Consider the following 22,959-nt stretch of genomic DNA (forward strand, 5'->3'; position numbering starts at 1 on the left):
GTGCTCCCGTTCGCACGGCCTGGCCGGCGCGAGGCTCCGACACCCGCTTCATGCTCCATCTCTTCTATTCGAACCGTCACGAAACGCTGGCCGACGCGCTGCTCGACGACCTGGCCGCGTTCCCGGCCCGCAACGGCCCGTGGGCGCCGCAACAGGTCATCGTACCGAGCGCGGCGCTTCGCCGCCGTCTGGAACTCGACATCGCCGCGCGCCACGGCGTGTGCGCGAACGTCGAGTTCACGTATCTCGCGCAGTGGCTGTGGGCGCAGATCGGCCGCGTGCTGACGGTGCCCGCGCGCTCGCCGTTCGCACCCGATCGCCTCGTGTGGCGCTGCTACCGGCTGTTCGCACAGGGCGCGGGCAGCGCGCCGTGGCTCGCGTCGCCGCGGCTGGCTGCGTATCTGTCGGCGTCCGACGACGCGATGCGCTACGAGCTCGCACAGCGCGTCGCGGCCGTGCTCGATCATTACCTGACCTATCGGCCCGAATGGCTGGCCGCATGGCAGGCCGGCGAGTCGGTGCTCGCGGGCGACGCCGCGCCGCGCGGAATCAGCGATGCCGCACGGGACGACGAGCACTGGCAGGCGGCGCTGTGGCGCGCGCTGCTCGCGGAGCTGAGCGACAGCGGCACGCCACCCGCGCATCGCTTCCTCGTGGAGGCGCGCAACCTCGATCCCGAGACCGTCGCGCGTGCCGACTGGCCGGAATCGGTCAGCGTGTTCGCGCTGCCGACGATGCCGCCGCTGCACGTCGCGTTGCTGCGGGAGCTGTCGCGCTGGATCGACGTGCGCGTCTATGCGCTCAATCCGTGCCGCGAATTCTGGTTCGACATCGTCACCGCCGCGCATGCCGAAGCGCTCGATGCGGCCGGCCGGCTCGACTATCAGGAAGTCGGCCATCCGCTGCTCGCGGAGTGGGGCCGGCAGACGCAGGCGCAGCTGCACATGCTGCACGAACTGACTGAAAGCGCCGCGTCAGGCGATGCGTCGCGTTTCGTCGGGAATCCCGCGCCGACCTGGCTCGCGCGCGTGCAGAACGCCATCCTCGACCTGCAACCGGAGGCCGAGCTGGGCGAAGCGCCGGCCGAGCGCGGGATCGAGGTGCACGTATGCCACAGCCTCGCGCGCCAGCTCGAGGTGCTGCATGACCGCCTGCTCGCGTGGTTCGATGCGGACGCGACACTGCAGCCGTCCGATGTGCTCGTGGCGGTCGCCGATCTCGCGGCGGCCGGGCCACTGATCGATGCCGTGTTCGGAACGGCGGGCGCCGGCGGCGCGCGCGTGCCTTACCGGATCACCGGCCTGCCGCCGTCGCAGGCGAACCCGGTCGCGCGCGTGCTGCTGGAATGGCTCGCGTTGCCGGAGCGGCAGGTCGGCGCGCCTGAGTTGGTCGAATGGCTGCGCGTCGACGCGGTGGCAGCCCGTTACGGCATCGACGCAACCGCGCTCGAGACGGTTCAGACCTGGCTCGCGGCCGCAGGCGCGCGGCGCGGGCTGTCGCCGACGGTGAGCGACGATGCGGCGGTGCCTGCACCGCGCCATACGTTTTCCGATGCGCTCGCGCGGCTCTTCCTCGGCTATGCGATGCCCGAAGGCGCGGCACCGGTCGGCGCGTGGCTGCCGATCGAGGCGGCGACCGGCAGCGAGGCCGAACTGCTCGGCCGGCTCGCGCGCTTCACGGACGATCTCGACGGCTTCTCGCGACGGCTCGCCGACGCGCACATGCCGCGCGCCTGGAGCGAACTGTTCGCCGACACGCTCGCGCGGTTCTTCGACTCGGGTGCCGCGTATGCCGATGCGCTGTCGGGCGTGCGCGACGCGCTCGACGCGATGCTCGCCGCGATGACGGAAGGCGCGCCCGACGAAGCCTTGCCCGCGGCCGTCGTACGCGCGGGGCTGGCAGCCGCGCTCGACGATCCGGCGCGCGGCGGGGTGCCGTGGGGCGGCGTCACGTTCTCGTCGCTGACGAGCCTGCGCGGGCTGCCATACCGCGTCGTGTGCCTGCTCGGCATGGACGACGGCGTGCTGCCGAGCCTCGCTCGCGCGGACGAGTTCGACCTGATGGCCGTGTTGCCGAAGCTCGGCGACCGGCAGCGCCGTGACGACGAACGCAACCTGTTCCTCGACCTGCTGCTCGCCGCGCGCGACCGGCTGCTGATTGCCTATACGGGGCGCAGCATTCGCGACAACGCGCCGTTGCCGCCCGCGGCGCTCGTCGACGAATTGCTCGACCATCTCGCGCTCGTCACGGCCGGCGCGGACGCCCCGCCGGACGCCGTCGATGCCGCGCGGCGCGCGTTCATCGTCGAACATCCGCTGCAACCGTTCGCGGCCGAGTATTTCCGGCCCGGCAGCGAACTGGCTTCGTACGACGCCGAGCGCGCGACGCTCGCGGCACTGCTGGCAGCCGAAGCCGCACGCGATGCCACGCAAGAGCAGCCGTTCTTCGCGCAACCGCTGCCGGCCGAGCCGGTCGAGCCCGTCGCGTTCAGCGAATTCGAGCGGTTCTGGCGGCATCCGGCCCGCGCGCTGCTGCGCGCGCGGCTCGGCATCGTGCTGGCCGACGCGCAGGCCGAACTGCTCGATACGGAGCCGTTCGCACTCGACTTCGCGGGCAGCGACGCGCTCGCCGAGCGCCTGCTGCCGCTTTTGATCGAATCGGATGAAGGCGGCGTGCACGATCACGCGCTGCGCATCGCGGACGCCAGCCCGGAGCTGCCGGGCGGCGCGACAGGCGCCGTCTGGCGCGACCAGGCGCTCGGCTCGATGACGCAGCTTGCGTCGAACGTGCGGCGTGCGCTGGCCGACGGCATGGAACGGCGGCCATTCACGCTCGCGATCGCGCCTGCATGGCCCGACACCGAACAGGCGCTGTTCGGTGCCGATGACGCGATGCTGTCGGGCGATGCGGTGAGCGCGCCGCTCGAGTTGCACGGCACGCTGAACCGGCTGACGCCGGCGGGCCAGATCATCTATCGCTATGCACGGCCGAGCGCGCGCGACTACCTGTCCGCGTGGCTCGCGCACCTCGTCTACTGCGCGGTGGAGCCCGACGGCCCGCGCCGCACGCTGTGGTTCGGCAGCGGCGGCGCGTTCGAACTCACGCCGGTCGCGGCACCGCTCGAGCGCCTCGCGCCGCTCGCCGCGCTGTTTCGCGCGGGGCGGCGCATGCCGCTGCGGTTCTTCCCGCGCAGTGCGTGGGCGCGCATTTCCGACGGCGAGGCGAAGGCCGCGAGCGTCTGGATCAACGAGCGCGTGGTGAGCGAAGCCGACGATCCGGCGATCGCGATCGCGTGGCGCGGCGCGCATCCGTCACTCGACGAGCCGTTCGGCACGCTCGCCCGGCTCGTGTTCGAGCCGATGCTGGAACATCTGAAGGAGGTCGCATGAGCGCCGCATCCCAGCCGCAGGCGGCGCTCGAACTCGACGTGTTCGCGTGTCCGCTCGACGGCGTCAACCAGATCGAGGCGTCGGCCGGTACCGGCAAGACGTGGAACATTTGCGCGCTTTACGTGCGCCTGCTGCTGGAGAAGGATCTCGGCGCGGACGAAATCCTCGTCGTGACCTTCACGAAGGCGGCGACGGCCGAACTGCACGAGCGGATCCGCGGGCGGCTGGCGCAACTCGCGCATGCGCTCGATACCGGTGACGACGGCGGCGATCCGTTCGTCGCGCGCCTGCTCGAGACAACGCTCGGCGAAGCCGGCGCGCTCGACCCCGAGACCGCCGCGAAGCGGATCCGGCGCGCATTGCGTGCATTCGACCAGGCGGCGATCCACACGATCCACGCGTTCTGCCAGCGCGCGCTGCAGGAGGCGCCGTTCGCGGCCGCGATGCCGTTCGCGTTCGAGATGCAGGCCGACGATGCGGCGCTGCGCTTCGAACTCGCGGCGGACTTCTGGCGCACGCGCGTCGAGCCGATGGCCGCGCGCTGGCCCGGCTTCGCGACGTGGCTCGTCGATTCGGGCGCGGGCCCGGCCGCGCTCGACGCCCAGCTCGCGCGGCGGCTGAAGAAGCCGCTCGCCGCGCTGCGCTGGGACGGCGTCGTCGAACCGGACGCATCGGCGGAGGCCGCTGCCGTCGAATGCTTCGCGGAGGCCGCGCGGATGTGGGCCGACGAGCGGGATGCGATCGACGCATTGCTGCGCACCGCGCAGCCCGTGCTCAATCAGCGTTCGCACAAGCCCGACGCGGTTGCCGATGCGCTCGGCGCGTGGTCCGCGCATTTCGCGCAAGGCAACGCGGCTGCCGCGATACCGAAGGCGGCGCTCAAGCTCACCCGCACCGCGCTCGCGAAGGCGACGAAAAAGGGCGGCGCGACCCCCGAACACCCGTTCTTCGACGTGGCCGACGCGCTCGAAGCGGCGGTGGCCGCCGCCGAGGCCGCGCAACGCGCGCGCTGGCTCGCGCTGGTCGCCGACTGGCTCGACACAGCGCCGGGCGAGCTGGCCGAACGCAAGCGTACGCGCCGCGTCGTGTCGTTCGACGATCTGCTGGCGAACCTGTATCACGCGTTGCACGCGCATCCGTGGCTCGCCGAGACGCTGCGTGCGCGCTATCCGGCCGCGCTGATCGACGAATTCCAGGATACGGACCCGCTGCAGTTCGCGATCTTCAACAGGATCTTCGCACCGGGCGGGCCGCTCTTTCTCGTCGGCGATCCGAAGCAGGCCATTTACAGCTTCCGCGCGGCGGATCTGCATACGTATCTCGCCGCGCGGGCAAGCGCGAGCGCGTGCTATACGCTCGCGGTCAACCAGCGCTCGACACCGGCGATCGTCGATGCGTGCAACCGCTTCTTCATGTCGAACCCGCGTGCGTTCGTGCTCGACGGGCTCGACTATTACGCGGTGCGCGCCGGCACGCGCGTGCGCGCACCATTCGTCGACGGAACCGATCCTGGTCCATCCGGCGATTTCCGGATCTGGGCGCTCCCGGGCGGCGACGGCACGCTGCTCAAGCGCGACGCGCAGGCACAGGCCGCCCAGGCGTGCGCGGCCGAGATCGCCCGGCTGATGCGCGGCGCGCGCGAAGGACATGTGCGGCTCGGCGATACGCCGTTGTCGCCGGGCGACGTCGCGGTGCTGGTGCAGACGCACCGGCAGGGGAGCCTCGTGAAGCGCGTGCTCGCCACGTGGGGCATCGGCAGCGTCGAGCTCGCGCAGGCGTCCGTGTTTTCGACCGGCGATGCGGAGCAGCTCGAGCGCGTGCTTGCGGCGATCGATGCGCCGGGCGACCTGCGGCGCTTGCGTGCGGCGCTGGCCGCCGACTGGTTCGGCCTCGATGCGGGGGCGCTGTGGCGGATGGAGCAGGGCGACGGCGATGCGTCGCGCGCAGCGGCCGACGGTGCGGACGCGATGAGCTGGGTCGAGCGCTTCTCGCGCTATCGGCTGTTGTGGCGCGAACGCGGCTTCGCGGTGATGTGGCGCACGTTCACGCGCGAGCTGCGGGTCGCCGAGCGGCTGATGGCCGGCGCCGACGGCGAACGCCGCGTGACCGACATCAACCACCTGGCCGAATTGACGCAGGCGCGTGCGTCCGCGCAGCCGGGCATCGCGCCGACGCTGCGCTGGCTCGCCGCGCAACGGCTCGACGGCGGCGGCGAGGAAGCGCAACTGCGTCTCGAATCCGATCGCAACCTCGTGCAGATCGTGACCGTGCATAAGTCGAAGGGCCTCGAATATGCGGTCGTGTTCTGTCCGTTCCTGAACGACGGGGGGCTGCGCGAGCCGCCCGCGTCGGCGCTACCCGACGCGCGCGAGTATCACGACGATGCGGGCGACGCCGTGCTGCATTACGGGTGCGACGACGAAGCAGCCGAGCATGCCGCGCGCCAGGCGTTGCGCGAACAGGCGGCGGAACGCGCGCGGCTCGTCTACGTGGCGCTCACGCGCGCGGTCTATCGGTGCTATCTCGTCGCCGGGCCTTATCTGTCGTCGCGCTCGACCCGCGAGGCGCGGCGCAGCGTGCTGAACTGGCTCGTGGCCGGGGCCGGCCAGTCGTTCGACGCGTGGCTCGACGAGCCGCCCGACGAAGCGGCGCTCGACGCCGCGTGGCAAGCGCTCGCGGGCGGGCCCGTGAGCGTTGCACCGTTGCCGGTGCCGGCGCGCCGTGAGCGGCTGGCTGCCGGCCACGATGCATCGCAGACGCTCGCCGCACGCCATGCGACGCGCGTGCTGCGCGACGCGTGGCGGATGGCGAGCTTCAGTTCGCTGACCGCGTCGATGGCGCGCGAGGAGGCGGGCGTCGCGGTCGTGCCGGACGACGATCTGCGGCCCGATCACGATGCGCTTGCCGCCGTTGCGCCGGACGGCGCGCTTGCCGTGGCCGACACCGTCGCGGTCGAGGTCGAGCCGCCGGACGACGATATCCTCATGTTTCCGCGCGGCGCGGCAGCGGGCGAGTGTCTGCACCGCCTGTTCGAACTCAGCCGGTTCACCGAGCCCGATTCGTGGCACCAGGCGGCGCTCGGCGCGCTGCACGACCGGCCAGTCGAGGCCGAGCCCGAACTCGCGACGCGTCTGCCCGCGATGATGGCGCGGCTCGTCGACGATGTCGTGCGCACGGAGCTCGTGCCGGGCATGCGGCTCGCGGATCTCGATCCCGCCAAGCGGCTCGACGAAATGGGTTTCCTGTTCCCGGCGCCATCGCTCGAGCTGGGCGCGCTGCGTCGGCTGCTGGTCGCGCACGGCTATCCGGACGTTGCGCTGGACGCGGGCGTGCTCGCCGGTTTCATCAAGGGTTTCATCGACATGATCGTCGAACACGACGGCCGCTTCTGGATCGTCGACTGGAAGTCGAACCATCTCGGCAATACGCCGGACGCTTACGGCCCGCGTGCGCTCGACGTCGCGATGGCCAATCATGCCTATCACCTGCAGGCGCTGCTCTATACGGTTGCGCTGCATCGCTATTTGCGCGGGCGGCTGCCCGACTATGACTATGACACGCATATCGCGGGCTATCTGTACCTGTTCGTGCGTGGCGTGCGGCCGGACTGGCGCAGTGCCGGCGAACCGGCCGGCGTGCATGCGCGGCGGCCCGCGCGCGAACTCGTCGACGCGCTCGACCGGATGATGGAAGGGGGCCGCGCATGAACGTGTCCGACGATACGCTCGAATTCACCGGCGGCCTTGTCGCGCGCCTGCCCGAGCCGGCTGATTTCGGCATCGCGCTCGCGGAAGGATTCGCGCGGCGCATCGGCGACCTGTCGCGCCGCGCGGGTGCGCCGGCCGCGGCTGCGCGCTGGGCGGCGCGTGCCGCGTTTGCGACGAGCCGGGCGACCGCGGGCGGCCACGTATGCGTGTCGCTCGGCGCGCTCGCGCAGCGCTACGAGGAACCGGTCGACGACGTGCGCGCGGCGCTTGCCGCGAGCGGCGTGGTGGCCTTCGGCACGCTCGCGCGCGGCGACGAGCGGCCGCTGATCGTCGACCGGCACGACCATCTGTATCTGTCGCGTTATTTCGACTACGAACGTCGGCTCGCCGATGCGCTCGTCGCGCAGGCCGGCGTCGCCGCACCGGGCGACGTGCTGTCGCCCGACCGGTTGCGCGACAGTCTCGTCCGTTACTTCGGGCCCGCGACGGGCGAAGTGGACTGGCAGCGCGTCGCGGCGATCGTTGCGCTGACAGGACGCGTGACGATCGTCAGCGGCGGCCCCGGCACCGGCAAGACGACGACCGTCGTCGGCGTGCTGGCTTGTCTGCTCGACGCGCAGCCGGGATTGCGCATTGCGCTGGCGGCACCCACCGGCAAGGCTGCGCAGCGGATGCAGGAAGCGCTGCACGCGCGGGCGGGCGACCTGCCGCCGGAACTTGCCGCGCGCCTGCCCGACACGTCGTACACGCTGCATCGCCTGCTCGGCGGCGGCGGGGCGGCGGGCTTCCGCCATCATCGCGACAATCCGTTGCCGTACGACCTGATCGTGGTCGACGAGGCGTCGATGATCGACGTCGCGCTCGCCGCGCATCTGCTCGATGCGCTCGCGCCGGGCGCCCGGCTCGTGCTGCTCGGCGACAAGGATCAGCTTGCCGCGGTCGAGGCCGGCGCCGTGTTCGCCGAACTCAGCGCACGGCCGACGTTCACCGCCGCTGCGCGCACGCGCATCGCGGATGCGCTCGGGATCGACGAAGCGGCTTTCGTCGCGGCCTTGCCGGTGCCGGACGGCGAGGCGGCGGGGGTGGTTGCTGTTGCGGCTCAACCCCCGGCGTCCGCGCCATTGTCGGCGAACGGGGCGCGCAAGTCATCGGCGCGGCGCAACGTGGATACGCGCCAGGCGTCGTTGTTCGACGACGACCCGCAGGACGAGGTGCTTTCTCCGGCGGCTTCGTCGTCACCTGCACCCGCTGACCTCGAAGGCACCTCCGTAGCCACCGATCCTGCATGGATCGAGGCCGACGAACTCGCGTGGCTCGACGCGGTCGAGCTCGCGCCGCTCGATCCGGCCCATGCGGGAGGGGCGGCAACGCGGGTGTCGACCACTGCAACGCGAGCCGATGACATCGCCGCCCCGTCGCCCGCACCGCTCGCAGACTGCGTCGTGTGGCTCGAACGCAATTACCGCTTCGGTCTCGATTCGCCAATCGGCCGCCTGTCGCTCGCGATCCGCCGCGGCGACGTGCAGGGCGCGCTCGACGCGTTGCCGGCTGACGATGCCGCTGCCGCGTCGTTTCACGACGACGCGGGCGAGACGCTTGCGGCGTCGACGGTCGAGCGGCTCGCGCGCCGGTTCGGTGCGTACATCGATGCGTTGCGCACCGCGTTGTCCGGGCCGCAGCCCGATCCGTTGCCGTTGTTCGATGCGCTCAACCGCTTCCGGATCCTGTGCGCGACGCGCACCGGCTCACGCGGCGCCGAGCACGTCAATGCACTGGTGGCCACGCACGTGCGGCATGCCGTGCACGTGCCGCTCGCGGTCGGCGCACACTGGTTCACCGGGCGGCCGATCATGGTGACGCGCAATGACTATGCGCTCGGGCTGTTCAACGGCGACATTGGCATCGCGTTGCCGGACGCGCACGGCGTGCTGCGCGTATGGTTCCGCCGCGCGGACGGCACCGCGCGCGCCGTGTCGCCCGCGGCGCTGCCGCCGCATGAGACGGCGTTTGCGCTGACCGTCCACAAGTCGCAGGGCTCCGAATTCGACGAGGCCGCGCTCGTGCTGCCGGCGTCGTTCAGCCGTGTGCTCACGCGCGAACTCGTCTACACCGCCGTCACGCGTGCGCGCACGCGCGTGCAGGTGATCGGCCCGCGGCGCGTGCTGGCGCAGGCAGTCGCGACACGTACGCAACGCGATTCGGGCCTCGCGGCCCGCGTCGACGAGGCGCTCGCGCGGCGCCGCAAGGAGACGTCGCGATGATGATCCGCTATACGCTCGATCCGGCCGAAGTCGAATGGACTGCCGTGCGCGCGCAGGGTGCCGGCGGCCAGAACGTCAACAAGGTGTCGAGCGCGATTCACTTGCGTTTCGACATCCGCGCGTCGTCGCTGCCGCCCGTCATCAAGGAACGGCTTCTCGCGCTGTCCGACCAGCGCATCACGCGCGACGGCATCGTCGTGATCAAGTCACAGGAATACCGCACCCAGGAGAAAAACCGCGACGCAGCACTCGCGCGGCTCGATGCGTTGATCGGCAGCGTCGCGTACACGCCGCGTGCGCGGGTCGCGACACGGCCGACACGCGCATCGAAGGAGCGGCGGCTCGAACACAAGTCGCGCCGCAGCGTGGTGAAGTCCGGAAGAGGGAAGGTGATCGACTGACGAAAGAAAAGGCCGACCGGCCGGCATGGCGGGCGGCGTCGTGCGGCAATATGCGCTACCGCATCACGGTGCCCGCACTGTCGAGCACGAAGTCGACGCAGAACACGACGAGACGGTTTTGCGCGCGAATCGCGACGGCTGCGGTGTAGCAATCGCGGCCTTCGGTCAGCGAGAAGTGCGGACCCATTAGCGCGACGCGCCCTGGCGCCGCGATCGCGCGCTGGAAGTACGGTCGCCGCGACCAGTTGCTGTGCGTCTCCGGGAACAGCGGCGAGAGCCGCGTGCCGCTCGTCTGGCCGTCCTCGGGACGCGCGCCGATCGACGGCAGGAACTGTTCGCCGATCTCGTCCGTGACGAACACCCGGCGCGCGGCCGGCACCACGAATACGCGCTGCGCGGCGTCCTGCAGGCTGCCGCTCGCGGAAAATGCGGCCGCGCCGGCGAGCACGAGCCGCTCGATCGCGTCGAAGCCCGGCTGCTCGGTGATCGCTGGCGTATGCCGACGGGCGATAAAGCGTTGCCACGCGGCGTCGAGCATCGCGGGCGCCGCGGCGCTCGCGTGCGCGATCGACGCATCGGGCTGGCCGAACTGGAAGCCCTGGACGAAATCGATATCGGCCTCCATCAGCGTCTGCAGCGCGTCGTCGCTTTCGACGCCCTCGGCGAGCACCATCGCGCCGGCCTGATGGAGCATCGATACCAGGTGATGCATGATGCGGCGATCGTCGGCCGACGCGTTCGCGCGTTCGACGAGCGATCGATCGAGCTTGACGATATCGGGCCGTGCGCGCCACACGCGGTCGAAATTCGAGAACCCGGTGCCGAAATCATCGATCGCGATCAGGAAGTCCCGATGCTGGATCATGTCGATCGTGCGGGCGAGCGCGGCTTCATCGCGCGCCGGCTGCTCGACGACTTCCAGCACGATGCGGTTCGGCGGCAGCGCGAAATGACGGCACAGCGCCTCGACGAATTCGCGCTGCACGAGGCCCGAATCGAGCACGCGCGGCGTCACGTTCAGGAACAGCCAGCCGTCGCCGATGCCTTGCGCAACGAAGTTCGCCGTATGCAGGCAGCGAGCGAGCCGGTCGAGCAGCAACGCGTCGGCAGCGGCACGCGTTCTGTCGAACAGCGCGACCGGCGAAACCAGCGTGCCGTTCTCGTCCACGACGCGCAGCAGCGCTTCATAGCCGACCACGCGCTTGTGCGTGATCGACAGCACGGGTTGAAACACACTGCGCAGCGTCGTCTCGCGATACGTGGCGATCCAGCCGCTGGGCGTCGGCGTGAGGCGTTCGAGCAGGGAATCGAGCGAGAGGTCGCGGGAGGGCTTCATGTCAACGATGCCCTGGGGCGATCGGGGGGCGGTATCGTGCGCGCCACGCAGAAGCCGTCGCACGCGCAGGTGGACGCGAAAGAACGTGGTGCATCTTGACCGCCTTCTGCGGATGAGTGATCCGAGTGTAACGGGAATGGCGCGGCGCGCGTATCAGGGTAACTCCAGACGCAAACGCTACACCGACGGCTGGACGGGGCATCCCGCCCGGGAGCGCGACACGCAAGGGTCACCGGTCGCGTATGCGGCGACAGCGTCGCGTGTGTCGCGTGCATCGCGTGCGAAGAATGCGGGATAGCGGCAAAGCCGGGCGGCTGCATCGGCATCAGGCGAAACTCGACATGCGCCGTCGCGCACCGGTCGACGCGCGGCGCTCGAGGATCGGCGGCCGGCGCGTCGCGGGGAGCCCGCACCGGCGGGGTGCCGGGCCTGCCCGCCGCTCAGGCTGCTTCGCCGCCGCGCGGGCGGAGCCCGGGAATCCGCTTGATCACGCCGGTGGCAAGCGCGGTGCCGACGAGCACGATCGCGCAGCCTTCGATCATCACGACCGATACGTGTTCGCCGAGGAACAGCGCGCCCCATAGCAGGCCGAACACCGGGATCACGAACGTCACCGTAATCGCGCGGGCCGGGCCGACATGCGCGATCAGGTAGAAGAAGATGAAATACGCGATCCCCGTGCAGGCGATGCCGAGCGCGAGCACGGCGCCCCATGCATGCGCGCCGACGGCTGCCGCGGGCCAGGTCGCGATCGCGAACGGCAGCAGCAGCACGGTCGAGCCGATCATGCTGCCGGTCGCGTTGACGAGCGGATCGACGCCGCTGAGCGTGCGTTTCGTGTAGTTGGCCGCGATGCCGTACAGCAGCGTCGCGCCGAGAGCGGCGGCGGCGGCGAGCGCGGTCGCGTTGGCGCCGGTGCTGCCGTGCGCGTTCGCGATCTGATCCCACACGAGCGTGAGGACGCCGGCAAAGCCGATGACGAGGCCGAGCGCGCGCGGCAGCGACAGCTTGTCCTTCAGCCAAACATAGGCGACGAGCGCGCCCCACAGCGGTGTCGTCGCGTTGATCACCGACGTCACGCCGGCCGACAGCGTCAGTTCGGCGAACGCGAACAGGCAGAACGGGATGCCCGAGTTCAGCGCGCCAACGACGAACAACGGCCACGCGCGACGGCGTAGCTGCGCGCCGAGCTCGGCGGGCTTGAAGCGCGTCAGCGCGAAGCCTGCGAGAAACAGCGCGCCGATTCCCACGCGCAGCGCCATCAGCGGCGCGACACCGAAGTCGGCGACGCCGATCCGGATGAACAGGAACGACGCGCCCCACAGGGCAGCGAGGACGGTCAGCAGAAAGGCGTTCTTGGGTGACATCGAGCGTGGCGGGCGAGGGGACGGGATGCGGAGAATCTTACACCTCGCTCCCATGCCATCGTTTCACGATCGGATGAAACGGCAAGAACCGGGAAATGCGCTCGCCCCGACGCGAACCGGCCGGACGGCCGGCCGGGGCGGCCGTTCAATGATGGCGCCAGCCGCCGCGTCCACCGAAGCCGAAATTGAGCGACACCGCGGGGCCCCAGTAGCCACCCCAGGCCGGAGCATAGGCGGGGGCCGGATAGTAGTACGCGGGGCCCGGATCGACATAGACGGGCGCGGGCTGCACCGGCGCCGCCGTGTAATAGCCGGACGGATAGTAGCCGTAAGGGTAGTAACAGCCGGCGAGCGTCGTGCACGCGAGCGCCGCGGCGACGAGGGTCCTGTTCATGATGTCTCTCCGGCGGAGCCGGCAATCGGCAGATGCTTAAAGCTTAGGCCGCCCGGGGATGACAAGATGCGCTAAACGGTAACGGATCATTTCCGGGCCGCTGCGGCGTGTTGCGGCGCCGCATGTGAAAAACGGCGTTTCCGCCGTGCGGAAACGCCGTCAGGCCGGAGCTTGCCGCGCGCCGCGCGGCAGCCGGATAAGCCGGCCGGCTTATTTGCCGACCTGGTTGCCGATGATGCCGCCGGCTGCCGCGCCGCCCAGCGTCGACAGCGCGTTGCCGCCGATCGCCGCGCCGGCGACGCCGCCGACACCCGCACCAATCGCGGTATCGCGCTGGCGTCGTGTCATCGAATCACAGGCCGAGAGGCTGGCCACCGTCGCGACGAGCAGCGCGCATACCCCAAAACGCCGAATCGAATGGTTCATGATCGTTGTCCTTGTGGTAGTGAACGGAGGTCGCGCGACCGCCTGACGGCCGCGCATGCAATCAATCTACGCGTCGTTCCGCGCGGCGGTTGTAAGGACTTGTTAAGGCTCGAGCGGTTTCGTAATCAATTGTTTCCCGTGCGCCGGCGGGTACACGGGATGCGTGCGCTCGGGATGCGTGCGCGCAAAAAAAGCCCGCTCGAAAGCGGGCTTTCTGCCGTGCTTCACGAAGCGAAGCGGTCCGTGCGGACCGCCGCGTTCGCTTGCCGACTTACTGACGGTGATAGATCTCGGCGCCGGTCTTCACGAACTCGACCGCCTTGACTTCCATCCCCTTCTTCAGCGCCTCGGTTTCCGACACGCCCTGCTGCGCCGCGAACTCGCGCACGTCCTGCGTGATCTTCATCGAGCAGAAGTGCGGGCCGCACATCGAGCAGAAGTGCGCGACCTTCGCCGAATCCTTCGGCAGCGTCTCGTCGTGGAATTCGCGCGCCTTGTCCGGGTCGAGGCCGATGTTGAACTGGTCTTCCCAGCGGAACTCGAAACGCGCCTTCGACAGCGCGTTGTCGCGCACCTGCGCGCCGGGGTGACCCTTGGCCAGGTCGGCCGCGTGCGCGGCGAGCTTGTACGTGATGATCCCTTCCTTCACGTCGTCCTTGTTCGGCAGCCCGAGGTGCTCCTTCGGCGTCACGTAGCACAGCATCGCGGTGCCGAACCAGCCGATCATCGCGGCACCGATGCCCGACGTGATGTGGTCGTAGCCCGGTGCGATGTCGGTGGTCAGCGGCCCGAGCGTATAGAACGGTGCTTCCTTGCACCAGTCGAGCTGGAGATCCATGTTCTCCTTGATCAACTGCATCGGCACGTGGCCGGGGCCTTCGATCATCACCTGCACGTCGTGCTTCCACGCGATTTGCGTGAGCTCGCCGAGCGTCTTCAGTTCGCCGAGCTGCGCTTCGTCGTTCGCGTCGTAGATCGAGCCGGGACGCAGGCCGTCACCGAGGGAGAAGCTCACGTCGTACGCCTTCATGATCTCGCAGATCTCTTCGAAGTGTTCGTACAGGAAGCTTTCCTTGTGATGCGCGAGGCACCACTTCGCCATGATCGAGCCGCCGCGCGACACGATGCCCGTCATCCGGTTCGCGGTGAGCGGCACGTACTGCAGGCGCACGCCCGCGTGGATCGTGAAGTAGTCGACGCCTTGCTCGGCCTGCTCGATCAGCGTGTCGCGGAAGATTTCCCAGGTCAGGTCCTCCGCCTTGCCGTTGACCTTTTCGAGCGCCTGGTAGATCGGCACCGTGCCGATCGGCACCGGGCTGTTGCGGATGATCCACTCGCGCGTTTCGTGGATGTGCTTGCCGGTCGACAGGTCCATCACCGTGTCGCCGCCCCAGCGGATCGCCCACGTCATCTTGTCGACTTCCTCGCCGATCGACGACGTGACGGCCGAGTTGCCGATGTTCGCGTTGATCTTCACGAGGAAGTTGCGGCCGATGATCATCGGCTCGGATTCCGGGTGGTTGATGTTCGCGGGGATGATCGCGCGGCCGCGCGCGACTTCGTCGCGCACGAACTCGGGGGTGATCTCGGCCAGCGCGTTCGCGCCGAAGGCCGCGGCGCCGAACGCCTGGCCCGGGTGCTGGCGGCCCATCATCGCGGCGAGCTTCGCGCCGTTCGGGCCGCTCGACTTCAGGCTCTCGATGTACTCGGCGCGGCGCTGGTTCTCGCGGATCGCGATGTATTCCATTTCCGGCGTGATGATGCCCTGGCGCGCGTAGTGCATCTGCGTGACGTTCTTGCCGGCTTGCGCGCGGCGCGGGTTGCGATGCAGGCCCGGGAAACGCAGGTCGGCGGTGGCCGGGTCGGCCGCGCGCTCGAGGCCGTACCGGCTCGACAGGCCGTCGAGCACCTCGGTGTCGCCGCGCGCTTCGATCCAGCGCTGGCGCAGTGCCGGCAGGCCGGCGCGGATGTCGATCTTCGCGTCCGGATCGGTGTAGGGGCCCGACGTGTCGTACACGTAGATCGGCGGGTTCTTTTCGCCGCCGAAGCCGGTCGGGGTGTCGGCCTGCGTGATTTCACGCATCGGCACGCGGATGTCGGGCTGCGAGCCGGTTACATAAACCTTTCGCGAATTGGGCAGCGGGGCGACGGCAGCGGCGTCGACATGGGCGTCCGCGGACAGAAACTTCGGATTGGCGTTCATGCAATCTCCTGTGTGAGCGCCGGACAGGCGCCACGGCGCTTGCCCGGAGCCCTTGACGAATGTGGGGCTCGAGCTAAGCAGGAGACGAGGCTTGGTGAGGCGGCGGATTTCGTCAGAAGGATGGCGGCGAAATCCGTACGCTTCCCTGCGCTGGCATTATCCAGATCAGGTTCAAAGGGTATTTCTCACCCGCAATGCCGGTTGTTTGACCGAACGCATTGCAGGACCCCCGCGTTAGCAGCGCACACGATACACTGGCTTCGCGGCGGTTTCAACCGGTGGCAGATCGGTTGCCGCGGTGCAGTTGCAGCATTGCGGGCGGCGCGCCAGCCGCGCAAGCCGCGATGCATGACACCGCCGCACGGCCCTGCAGCCCGGCTGACAACGACGGCGCGGCGCAGCATTGCGGCACTTCTGGCAGCCCCAAAAAAATATTTTCGAAACGGCTGTCATATCCCGCGACGTCCTCCGTCTATTCGTCTCCTCAAACCCATGTTTCGGAGAGATGTCATGAAAAAAGTACTGATCGCAGCGTGTGTCGCCGGTTTCGCCATGGCCGCAACGGGTGCGTATGCGCAGAACGACGCGATGTCGAAGGAAGGCTCGTCGATGTCGAAGGATGCGATGGGCCACGACGCGATGGCGAAGGATGGGGCGATGAAGAAAGGCGCCATGAAGAAGCACGCGATGAAGAAGGACGCGATGTCGCACGACGCGATGGGCAAGTCGATGTCGGGCGACAAGATGGCACCGTCGAACTGACCGACGCGGGCGGGGCGCGGCCCGCGCATGCGGTATACGAGGCCGCCCGCGCATCGCGCACCGCCGCAACGTTTCGGGAGTCTTCATCATGCAAACCGTTCCCGCTGCCGGGCGCACGGCAGCCACGCCGCCCGCCCGCAAGATTCATCCGCTGTGGGTGCGCGTGAGCCACTGGCTCAACGCGCTCGCGGCGATCCTGATGGCACTGTCCGGCTGGCGCATCTACGATGCGTCGCCGATCTATCCGCCGTTCACGTTCGCGCACGGCATCACGCTCGGCGGCTGGCTGGGCGGCGCGCTCCAATGGCATTTCGCGGCGATGTGGCTGCTGGTCTGCAACGGGCTGTTCTACCTCGCGATGTCGATCGCGACGGGCCGCCTCGCGCGCAAGATGCTGCCCGTCACGCCAGCGTCGATATGGCGCGACGTGCGTGCGGCGCTGGGCGGCCGGTTGTCGCACGACGACCTGAGCGTCTACAACGCGGTGCAGCGTGCCGCATACCTGACCGCGATCGTCGATCTGATCGTGCTGGTGCTGTCGGGGCTCACGATCTGGAAGTCCGTGCAGTTTCCGCTGCTGCGCGAGTTGTTCGGCGGTTACGACAACGCGCGCGTCGTGCACTTCTGGGCGATGTCGCTGCTCGTCGCATTTTTCGTCGTACACGTCGCGATGGCGCTGCTGGTGCCGCGCTCGCTGCTCGCGATGCTGCGCGGTCGCTGACCCGCACGCCGCGGGCGAAGGAACCCATCATGTCGGAATCCGGAAACAACCGCGGTCAGCCGAGCTGGATGCTCGACCGCAAGTCGCTCGAGCTCGACGTGCGCCGCGAACTCGAGATGCCGTCGCGGCGCCTCTTCAACCGGCGCGTGCTGACGCTCGGCGGCCTGACGATGCTGACCGGCTGCACGCTGCAGGACGACGCATCGGTCAACGCGTTCCTCGAGAAGGTGTCGCGCATGAACGATCGCGTGCAGGCCTGGCTGTTCAGCGGCGAGCGGCTCGCGCCGACCTATACCGAGGCCGACATCACGCGGCCGTTCCCGTTCAACGCGTATTACGGCATCGACGACGTGCCGCACGTCGACGCATCGACGTACCAGCTCGTGCTGTCGGGCCGGGTGACGGGCAAGCGCGTGTGGACGCTCGACGAGCTGTATGCGCTGCCGCACGCGGAGCAGATCACGCGGCACATCTGCGTGGAAGGGTGGAGCGCGATCGGCCGCTGGGGCGGCACGCCGTTCGGCGCGTTTCTGGCACGCGTCGGCGCCGATACGCACGCGAAATACGTCGGCTTCAAATGCGCGGACGATTACTACGAAAGCATCGACATGCCGACCGCGCTGCATCCGCAGACGCTGCTCGCATTCGACTACGACGGCCGTCGCCTGCCGCCCGAATTCGGCTTTCCGATGAAGCTGCGGATGCCGACCAAGCTCGGCTACAAGAATCCGAAGCACATCATGGAAATCTTCGTGACCGACACCTACCCGGGCGGCTACTGGGTCGATCAGGGGTACAACTGGTTCGGCGGATCGTGAGCGGCGGGGCGCGGCCCCGCACCGCCGTGCTTCACGGCTGCGTCAGGCGGATTCGCGTACCTGCAGATCGACGCGCAGGCCGACCGCCGCCGCCATGCTCACGGGCGCGTCGAACCCGAACAGGTTCATCTTGCCGCGCAACAGATCGGACCCGCGCGGCTGAGTGACACCCAGCTGCTTCGCGGCTTCGGCCGGCTGGCCCTCGCTGGCGTCACGGACATGCGTATCGCATCCGTCGGTCATCGTTTCTTCCCGATCGTCAACGCACGATAGCGCCGTGCGGCCCGCGCGACGTCCGCGCAGCGCATATCCGGCCCCGGATTCCCGTTCGTCCGGATGCCGAAAAATGTCGCGCCGAAACGTCAGTCGATATCCTTTCAGACGGGTCCGATGATGCTTTCGAATCCTTGATGCCATAATGCCGAGCGTGCGCGGCCAAAGCCGTCTGCGCGCGTATTTTTGACCCTCTGCCGCCGCTTGCCGGTCCTTATTCGTCGCCGTTCGCACTGCCATGTCGTTCCGCACGTTCGTCTCCGCCTTCCTGGTCCCGTCAGGGCCGTTTGCCGGCATTGCCGGCGTCTTTCAGCGGAGCACGCGACACGTCGTGCGGGCGAGCTGAACGATGACGCCGCTCGACCGCCTCCTCGATTTCCTCGCTCGCCTGCCGATCCGGATCCGCCTGCCGCAAAGCCGCGGCGGCCGTGTCGCTCTGGCCCTGGTATTCATCTATTTCGTCTGGGGCTCGACCTACAGCGGCCTGCATTTCGCGCTGCAGTCGTTCCCGCCGCTGCTGCTGTCGGGGCTGCGCAACCTGCTCGGCGGGATCGGTCTGTTCATCTTCGCGCTGCGTCGCAAGCCCGAATGGCCGACGCTGCTGGAAATCCGCAACTCGGCGATCGTCGGCACGATGCTGGTCGCGCTGTCGTCCGGCACCATCGCGCTCGGGATGCGCACGGTCAGCAGCGGCTCGGCCGCGGTGATGGTCGCGACCGTGCCGCTCTTCGCGACCGTGATCGCGGCGGTCGCCGGGCGTCCGGTGACGAAGGGCGAGTGGGCGGCCGTCGCGCTCGGGATGGTCGGCATCGTCGTGCTGAATTCGGGCGGCGCGGCCGCCGCGAACTCGGCGCTCGGCACGATCTGCGTGCTCGCCGGCGCGCTGTTCTGGGCGGGCGGTGCGCATCTCGCGACGCGGCTCAAGCTGCCGTCGGACCTGTTTCTGTCGACATCGCTGCAGATCGGCCTGGGCGGGTTGATGTCCACGATCGCCGCGTGGCTGATGGGCGAGCGCATCGAGCAGGTCGCGGTCGGTCCGGTGTTCGCGTTCGTCTACCTGATGGTGTTCTGCACGATGGCCGCGTACGTCGCGTACGGCTACCTGATTCGCCATACGAGCCCGATCATCGCGAGCAGCTGCATGTACGTGAACCCGATCGTCGCGGTCGCGCTCGGCGCGCTGATGCTCGGCGAGCCCGTGACGACGGCGACCGTGGTCGCGACGGTCGCGATCCTCGGCAGCGTCGGGCTGTCGTTCGTGTTCGATCCCGCGCGCCGGCCCGCGGCGCGCGCGGCGGCCGACGCTTCATCGGCCGCGGCAACCGTGGCCGTCGAATCAGCGGCAGGTGCGGCGTCCGCACCGGATCAAGCCGCGATGCCGGACCCGGCACCGATCCTCGCGCCTTCCGCGGTATCGCTTGCGGTGCCGGTACCGGCTGCCGTCGTGGACCCGACCGCGGTCATGGATCCCGCCCCGGCATTCACGCTTCCACCGGCCGACGAACCGGCCGCGTCTCGCGCCGACGCGTGACGCCGGCGCGCGGGGCGGCGTTCAGCCGTGCCGTGCGCCGCGATGGTGGGACCAGCCGGCGAGCGCGGCAAACAGCAGGCCGGCCGCGCACATGCCGGTCCAGCCGAACGCGTGCCACGCGGCGACTCCGGCCGACGAGCCGAGCGCGCCGCCAATGAAGTAGCACACCATGTACACGGTGTTCACGCGGCTGCGCGCCTCGGGCTTCAGCGCATAGATGCGCGACTGGTTCGAGATCTGCGCGGCCTGCACGCCGACATCCAGCACGATCACGCCGATCACGAGCCCGACGAGGCTCGTCCCCGACAGCGCGAAAATCACGAACGACGCCGCGAGCAGTGCGATCGCGAGCGAGATGATCGCGCGCGGGCCGCGCTTGTCCGCGAAACGTCCCGCGTATGGCGCGGCCAGCGCACCCGCCGCGCCGACGATCCCGAAGAGACCTGCGGCCTGCGGGCCGAGGTGGAACGGCGCGCCGGCGAGCAGCAGCGTGAGCACCGGCCAGAACGCGCTGAACGCGGCGAACAGCGCGGCGCCGGTCAGCGATGCCTCGCGCAGCCCGCGCAGTTCGACCACGAGGTGCCACATCGAACCGAGCAGCTTGCCGTACGGCAGCGTCGACGTCGGCGAACTGCGCGGCAGTCGCAGCACGATCACCGCGGCCAGCGCGACGAGCGCTGCGACCGATGCACCGAACACCGCCCGCCAGCCGAAATATTCGGCGACGAAGCCGGCCGCCGTGCGCGCCAGCAGGATGCCGAGCAGCAGGCCGCTCATCACGGTGCCGACTGCATGCCCGCGCTCGGCCGGCGGCGCGATTTCGGCCGCGAACGGCACGGCCTGCTGCGCGATCGTCGCGAGCACGCCGATCGCGAGGCTCGCGCCGGCGAGCACCGCGAGCGATGGCGCGGTCGCGGCCACGATCAGCGCGATCGACAGGCCCGCGATCTGCATCAGGATCAGCCCGCGGCGATCGAAACGGTCGCCGAGCGGCGCGAGCAGGAACATGCCGGCCGCGTAGCCGAGCTGCGTCGCGGTCGGCACCGCGCCGATCCATGACGCGCCGTCGGGAAAGGCCGAGCGGAAGCTGTCGAGTAGCGGCTGGTTGTAATAGATGTTCGCGACCGATACGCCCGCGATCGTCGCGAGCAGCAACAGCAGGCTGCGCGAATAGTGGGGCGAGGCGGCGTCGGTCGGACGATCGGTGGAGGCGGCGGACATGGCGGCAACGGAACGAAGTTGGGCGGCGTGGGCGCGCGGCACGGCGTCGGCCGCGCGCCGATCGAGGGTGCCGATCATACCGGAGCACGGTGAATCCTGCCGGCCGTGCCGCCAGGCGATCGGGCGGCACGGCCAGGGCGTGACGGGCCGCTTTCAGTCGCTATCGGTCGCTATCGGTCGCGATCCGCCGAACGGGCCGCGACCGCCCGCAGCCGCCCGTCATCGCGAGCGACGCGCGCCTTCAGTCGACCAGTTCGCCGCTCGGTTCATAGAACGGATAAGGCCCGTCGCCTTCGTCCACGTACACGTGATGGGACATCATTCCCCCTTCCGGCGTATGCACGTGGACCGCGAACGCGGGCGGCTCGAGCCGGAACGCGGACGGCGCGTCCGCGCGCAGGTCGAACGCGACCTGGTGCGCGGGCGCCGGCACGGCCGACGCAAGCGTGCCGCCGAAGCGCGTGAACATCGTCCGGTGCACGTGGCCGCACAGCACGCGTTCCACGTTCGGATGGCCGCGCAGCAGCGCATCGAGTTTCGCGGCGGCGGCGGGCGCGAGGCGCAGCGCGTCCATGTGCCCGATCCCGGATGCGAACGGCGGATGGTGCAGCGCGACGATCACCGGCCGGTCGCGCGCGGCGTCGAGCTGCGCGGCGAGCCACGCGAGCCGCGCGTCGCACAGGTCGCCGTGGCTGGCGCCTGGCACCTGCGAATCGAGCGCGAGCACGCGCACGGCGCCGATGTCGAGTGCGTACTGCACGAATTCGCCGTCCTGCAATTCGGGGCGATCGGCGAACGCGCGGCGCAGCCCCGCGCGATCGTCGTGATTGCCGACCATCAGGTAATACGGAATCTCGAGCGGCGCGAGCAGGTCGCGCAGATGGCGGTATTCGTCGTCGTGGCCGAAGTCGGTCAGGTCGCCCGTGACGAGCACCGCGTCGGGACGCGGCACCAGCGCGTTGAGCTTCGCGATGCAGCGTGCGAGCGCGGCGGCGGTGTCGACGCGCCGGTACGCGAGCTGGCCCGGACGCTTGATGTGGAGATCGCTGATTTGAGCAAGCAGCATCGTCGTTCCTCGGAATGTCTGGTTATCGTTGGGCGGTGTTACTCACGCGGCGAGTGCGATCAGGCCCTCCGCCGCGATCGCGAGGCCGACCGCCGTGCCGCGCGCGAGCTCGATGCGGCCCGGCACGTCGATGACGAGCGCGTCGGGTGCCGCATGCTCGATCGTGAGCCGCGTGCGCTCGCCAAGGAACGCGCACGCGCCGATCGCGCCGCGCAGCGGCGCATGCGCGGGATCGGCGAGCTGCGCATCCTCCGGGCGGAAGAACCACTCGTCGGCGGCGTGCGGCGTGACGATCGAGCCACCGGTCGTCACGAGCGCGCCGTCCCGCCATTGTCCCGCAAGCCGGTTCAGCGTGCCGATGAACTGCGCGACCGTGCGGTTCGCCGGCCGGTAATAGATGTCGCGCGGCGTGCCGATCTGCTCGATGCGGCCCGCGCCCATCACGACGATCCGGTCGCCGAGCTCCATCGCCTCGGCCTGGTCGTGCGTGACGTACACGGTCGTCACACCGAGGTCGCGCAGCAGCGTATTCATCTCGCGGCGCAGCACGTCGCGCAGCTTCGCGTCGAGCGCGGTCAGCGGCTCGTCGAGCAGCAGCACGCGCGGGCGCACCGCGAGCGCGCGCGCCAGCGCGACACGCTGGCGCTGGCCGCCCGACAACTGATCGACCGGTTTGTCCGCATGCGCGTCGAGCCGCATCATCGCGAGCAATTCGTCGACGCGTTCGCGCAACGCGCGCGGCTCCGTCTTGCGGATCTTCAGTCCGTAGCCGACGTTGCCGCGCACCGTCAGGTTCGGGAACAGCGCGTAGTTCTGGAACACCATGCCGACCTGGCGGCGCTCGATCGGAAGCGCGGTCACGTCGTCGCCGCCGAACAGGATCGTGCCGCCGGCGTCCGGCGTGTCGAGGCCGGCGATCAGGCGCAACGTCGTCGTCTTGCCGCAGCCCGACGGGCCGAGCAGCACGAGCGTCTCGCCCGCGCCGATCGACAGGTCGAGCGGTTCGAGCACGCGCGTGCCGCGGAACGTCTTCGCGCAGCGGGTCAGGGTGATGGGAGTGGAATCGAGTTTCATGGGAGCGGG

The 22,959-nt window shown here is 69.5% G+C and carries 16 protein-coding genes, 1 pseudogene and 1 riboswitch; of the genes and pseudogenes, 8 read left to right on the forward strand and 9 right to left on the reverse strand.

Going from position 1 to position 22,959, the window contains the following annotated elements:
- Positions 1-50: 50 nt before the first annotated feature.
- The 4 genes from recC to arfB are packed head-to-tail and all read left to right on the forward strand — an operon-like array spanning position 51 to position 9,758.
- Positions 51-3,389, forward strand: coding sequence for an exodeoxyribonuclease V subunit gamma (gene recC, locus BTE28158_RS03865; protein ID WP_151051401.1), 3,339 nt, complete (start codon positions 51-53; stop codon positions 3,387-3,389).
- Complete coding sequence (gene recB / locus BTE28158_RS03870; protein WP_151051399.1) at positions 3,386-7,096, forward strand: exodeoxyribonuclease V subunit beta; 3,711 nt, start codon at positions 3,386-3,388, stop codon at positions 7,094-7,096. The genes recC and recB overlap by 4 nt, the downstream gene beginning before the upstream one ends.
- The gene (locus BTE28158_RS03875; RefSeq protein ID WP_174919688.1) at positions 7,093-9,357 is read left to right on the forward strand and encodes an AAA family ATPase; all 2,265 of its coding nucleotides are present in this window, start codon (positions 7,093-7,095) and stop codon (positions 9,355-9,357) included. The genes recB and BTE28158_RS03875 overlap by 4 nt, the downstream gene beginning before the upstream one ends.
- Positions 9,354-9,758: an alternative ribosome rescue aminoacyl-tRNA hydrolase ArfB gene (gene arfB, locus BTE28158_RS03880; RefSeq protein ID WP_059603429.1), complete on the forward strand. Its 405-nt coding sequence runs from the start codon at positions 9,354-9,356 to the stop codon at positions 9,756-9,758. The genes BTE28158_RS03875 and arfB overlap by 4 nt, the downstream gene beginning before the upstream one ends.
- A gap of 55 nt (positions 9,759-9,813) precedes the next feature.
- Here arfB and BTE28158_RS03885 read toward each other — a convergent pair whose 3' ends face one another.
- The 5 genes from BTE28158_RS03885 to thiC all read right to left on the reverse strand — a co-directional run bounded on the left by BTE28158_RS03885 (position 9,814) and on the right by thiC (position 15,484).
- Positions 9,814-11,094, reverse strand: coding sequence for an EAL domain-containing protein (locus BTE28158_RS03885; protein WP_151052456.1), 1,281 nt, complete (start codon positions 11,092-11,094; stop codon positions 9,814-9,816).
- Between the two features lie 440 nt (positions 11,095-11,534).
- Complete coding sequence (locus tag BTE28158_RS03890) at positions 11,535-12,461, reverse strand: DMT family transporter (RefSeq protein WP_124623206.1); 927 nt, start codon at positions 12,459-12,461, stop codon at positions 11,535-11,537.
- A gap of 145 nt (positions 12,462-12,606) precedes the next feature.
- Positions 12,607-12,855: a hypothetical protein gene (locus BTE28158_RS03895; RefSeq protein ID WP_059603438.1), complete on the reverse strand. Its 249-nt coding sequence runs from the start codon at positions 12,853-12,855 to the stop codon at positions 12,607-12,609.
- A gap of 210 nt (positions 12,856-13,065) precedes the next feature.
- Positions 13,066-13,281 carry a YMGG-like glycine zipper-containing protein gene (locus tag BTE28158_RS03900; protein WP_059449419.1) on the reverse strand — a complete coding sequence of 72 codons (216 nt, stop codon included), beginning with the start codon at positions 13,279-13,281 and terminating at the stop codon, positions 13,066-13,068.
- Between the two features lie 271 nt (positions 13,282-13,552).
- Positions 13,553-15,484, reverse strand: coding sequence for a phosphomethylpyrimidine synthase ThiC (gene thiC / locus BTE28158_RS03905; RefSeq protein WP_059603441.1), 1,932 nt, complete (start codon positions 15,482-15,484; stop codon positions 13,553-13,555).
- Positions 15,485-15,608: 124 nt separating this feature from the next.
- Positions 15,609-15,725, reverse strand: a riboswitch (TPP riboswitch).
- Positions 15,726-15,994: 269 nt separating this feature from the next.
- Between thiC and BTE28158_RS03910 the strand changes: the two genes are divergently transcribed.
- The 3 genes from BTE28158_RS03910 (at position 15,995) to BTE28158_RS03920 (ending at position 17,785) form a co-directional block, all read left to right on the forward strand.
- Positions 15,995-16,246: a pentapeptide MXKDX repeat protein gene (locus tag BTE28158_RS03910; protein ID WP_059603444.1), complete on the forward strand. Its 252-nt coding sequence runs from the start codon at positions 15,995-15,997 to the stop codon at positions 16,244-16,246.
- Positions 16,247-16,334: 88 nt separating this feature from the next.
- A complete protein-coding gene (locus BTE28158_RS03915; protein ID WP_124623204.1) occupies positions 16,335-16,967 on the forward strand; it encodes a cytochrome b/b6 domain-containing protein in 633 nt (210 codons plus the stop codon).
- Positions 16,968-16,996: 29 nt separating this feature from the next.
- Positions 16,997-17,785, forward strand: coding sequence for a molybdopterin-dependent oxidoreductase (locus tag BTE28158_RS03920; RefSeq protein ID WP_151050407.1), 789 nt, complete (start codon positions 16,997-16,999; stop codon positions 17,783-17,785).
- 42 nt (positions 17,786-17,827) lie between these two features.
- On the opposite strand, the pseudogene BTE28158_RS03925 reads toward BTE28158_RS03920, so the two are convergent.
- A pseudogene (locus tag BTE28158_RS03925) lies at positions 17,828-17,992 on the reverse strand (XRE family transcriptional regulator); the annotation flags it as partial.
- A 415-nt stretch (positions 17,993-18,407) separates the two neighbouring features.
- On the opposite strand from BTE28158_RS03925, the gene BTE28158_RS03930 reads away from it, so the two are divergent.
- A complete protein-coding gene (locus BTE28158_RS03930; RefSeq protein WP_151050411.1) occupies positions 18,408-19,589 on the forward strand; it encodes an EamA family transporter in 1,182 nt (393 codons plus the stop codon).
- A 21-nt stretch (positions 19,590-19,610) separates the two neighbouring features.
- Here the strand turns inward: BTE28158_RS03930 and BTE28158_RS03935 are convergent, their stop codons facing one another.
- From BTE28158_RS03935 to BTE28158_RS03945, 3 genes are all read right to left on the reverse strand, one after another.
- Entirely contained in the window at positions 19,611-20,810 is a 1,200-nt protein-coding gene (locus tag BTE28158_RS03935) for an MFS transporter (protein WP_059603642.1), read from the reverse strand.
- 241 nt (positions 20,811-21,051) lie between these two features.
- Positions 21,052-21,876, reverse strand: coding sequence for a phosphodiesterase (locus BTE28158_RS03940; RefSeq protein WP_151050412.1), 825 nt, complete (start codon positions 21,874-21,876; stop codon positions 21,052-21,054).
- 42 nt (positions 21,877-21,918) lie between these two features.
- Positions 21,919-22,950 carry an ABC transporter ATP-binding protein gene (locus tag BTE28158_RS03945; RefSeq protein ID WP_059603459.1) on the reverse strand — a complete coding sequence of 344 codons (1,032 nt, stop codon included), beginning with the start codon at positions 22,948-22,950 and terminating at the stop codon, positions 21,919-21,921.
- Positions 22,951-22,959: the final 9 nt, after the last annotated feature.

This window comes from Burkholderia diffusa (assembly GCF_902499115.1).
Classification (GTDB): domain Bacteria; phylum Pseudomonadota; class Gammaproteobacteria; order Burkholderiales; family Burkholderiaceae; genus Burkholderia; species Burkholderia diffusa.

Coding starts and splice junctions, on each gene's coding strand:
- recC (WP_151051401.1), top strand. CDS start 51: ATGCTCCATCTCTTCTATTCGAACCGTCACGAAACGCTGGCCGACGCG.
- recB (WP_151051399.1), top strand. CDS start 3,386: ATGAGCGCCGCATCCCAGCCGCAGGCGGCGCTCGAACTCGACGTGTTC.
- BTE28158_RS03875 (WP_174919688.1), top strand. CDS start 7,093: ATGAACGTGTCCGACGATACGCTCGAATTCACCGGCGGCCTTGTCGCG.
- arfB (WP_059603429.1), top strand. CDS start 9,354: ATGATGATCCGCTATACGCTCGATCCGGCCGAAGTCGAATGGACTGCC.
- BTE28158_RS03885 (WP_151052456.1), bottom strand. CDS start 11,094: ATGAAGCCCTCCCGCGACCTCTCGCTCGATTCCCTGCTCGAACGCCTC.
- BTE28158_RS03890 (WP_124623206.1), bottom strand. CDS start 12,461: ATGTCACCCAAGAACGCCTTTCTGCTGACCGTCCTCGCTGCCCTGTGG.
- BTE28158_RS03895 (WP_059603438.1), bottom strand. CDS start 12,855: ATGAACAGGACCCTCGTCGCCGCGGCGCTCGCGTGCACGACGCTCGCC.
- BTE28158_RS03900 (WP_059449419.1), bottom strand. CDS start 13,281: ATGAACCATTCGATTCGGCGTTTTGGGGTATGCGCGCTGCTCGTCGCG.
- thiC (WP_059603441.1), bottom strand. CDS start 15,484: ATGAACGCCAATCCGAAGTTTCTGTCCGCGGACGCCCATGTCGACGCC.
- BTE28158_RS03910 (WP_059603444.1), top strand. CDS start 15,995: ATGAAAAAAGTACTGATCGCAGCGTGTGTCGCCGGTTTCGCCATGGCC.
- BTE28158_RS03915 (WP_124623204.1), top strand. CDS start 16,335: ATGCAAACCGTTCCCGCTGCCGGGCGCACGGCAGCCACGCCGCCCGCC.
- BTE28158_RS03920 (WP_151050407.1), top strand. CDS start 16,997: ATGTCGGAATCCGGAAACAACCGCGGTCAGCCGAGCTGGATGCTCGAC.
- BTE28158_RS03930 (WP_151050411.1), top strand. CDS start 18,408: ATGACGCCGCTCGACCGCCTCCTCGATTTCCTCGCTCGCCTGCCGATC.
- BTE28158_RS03935 (WP_059603642.1), bottom strand. CDS start 20,810: ATGTCCGCCGCCTCCACCGATCGTCCGACCGACGCCGCCTCGCCCCAC.
- BTE28158_RS03940 (WP_151050412.1), bottom strand. CDS start 21,876: ATGCTGCTTGCTCAAATCAGCGATCTCCACATCAAGCGTCCGGGCCAG.
- BTE28158_RS03945 (WP_059603459.1), bottom strand. CDS start 22,950: ATGAAACTCGATTCCACTCCCATCACCCTGACCCGCTGCGCGAAGACG.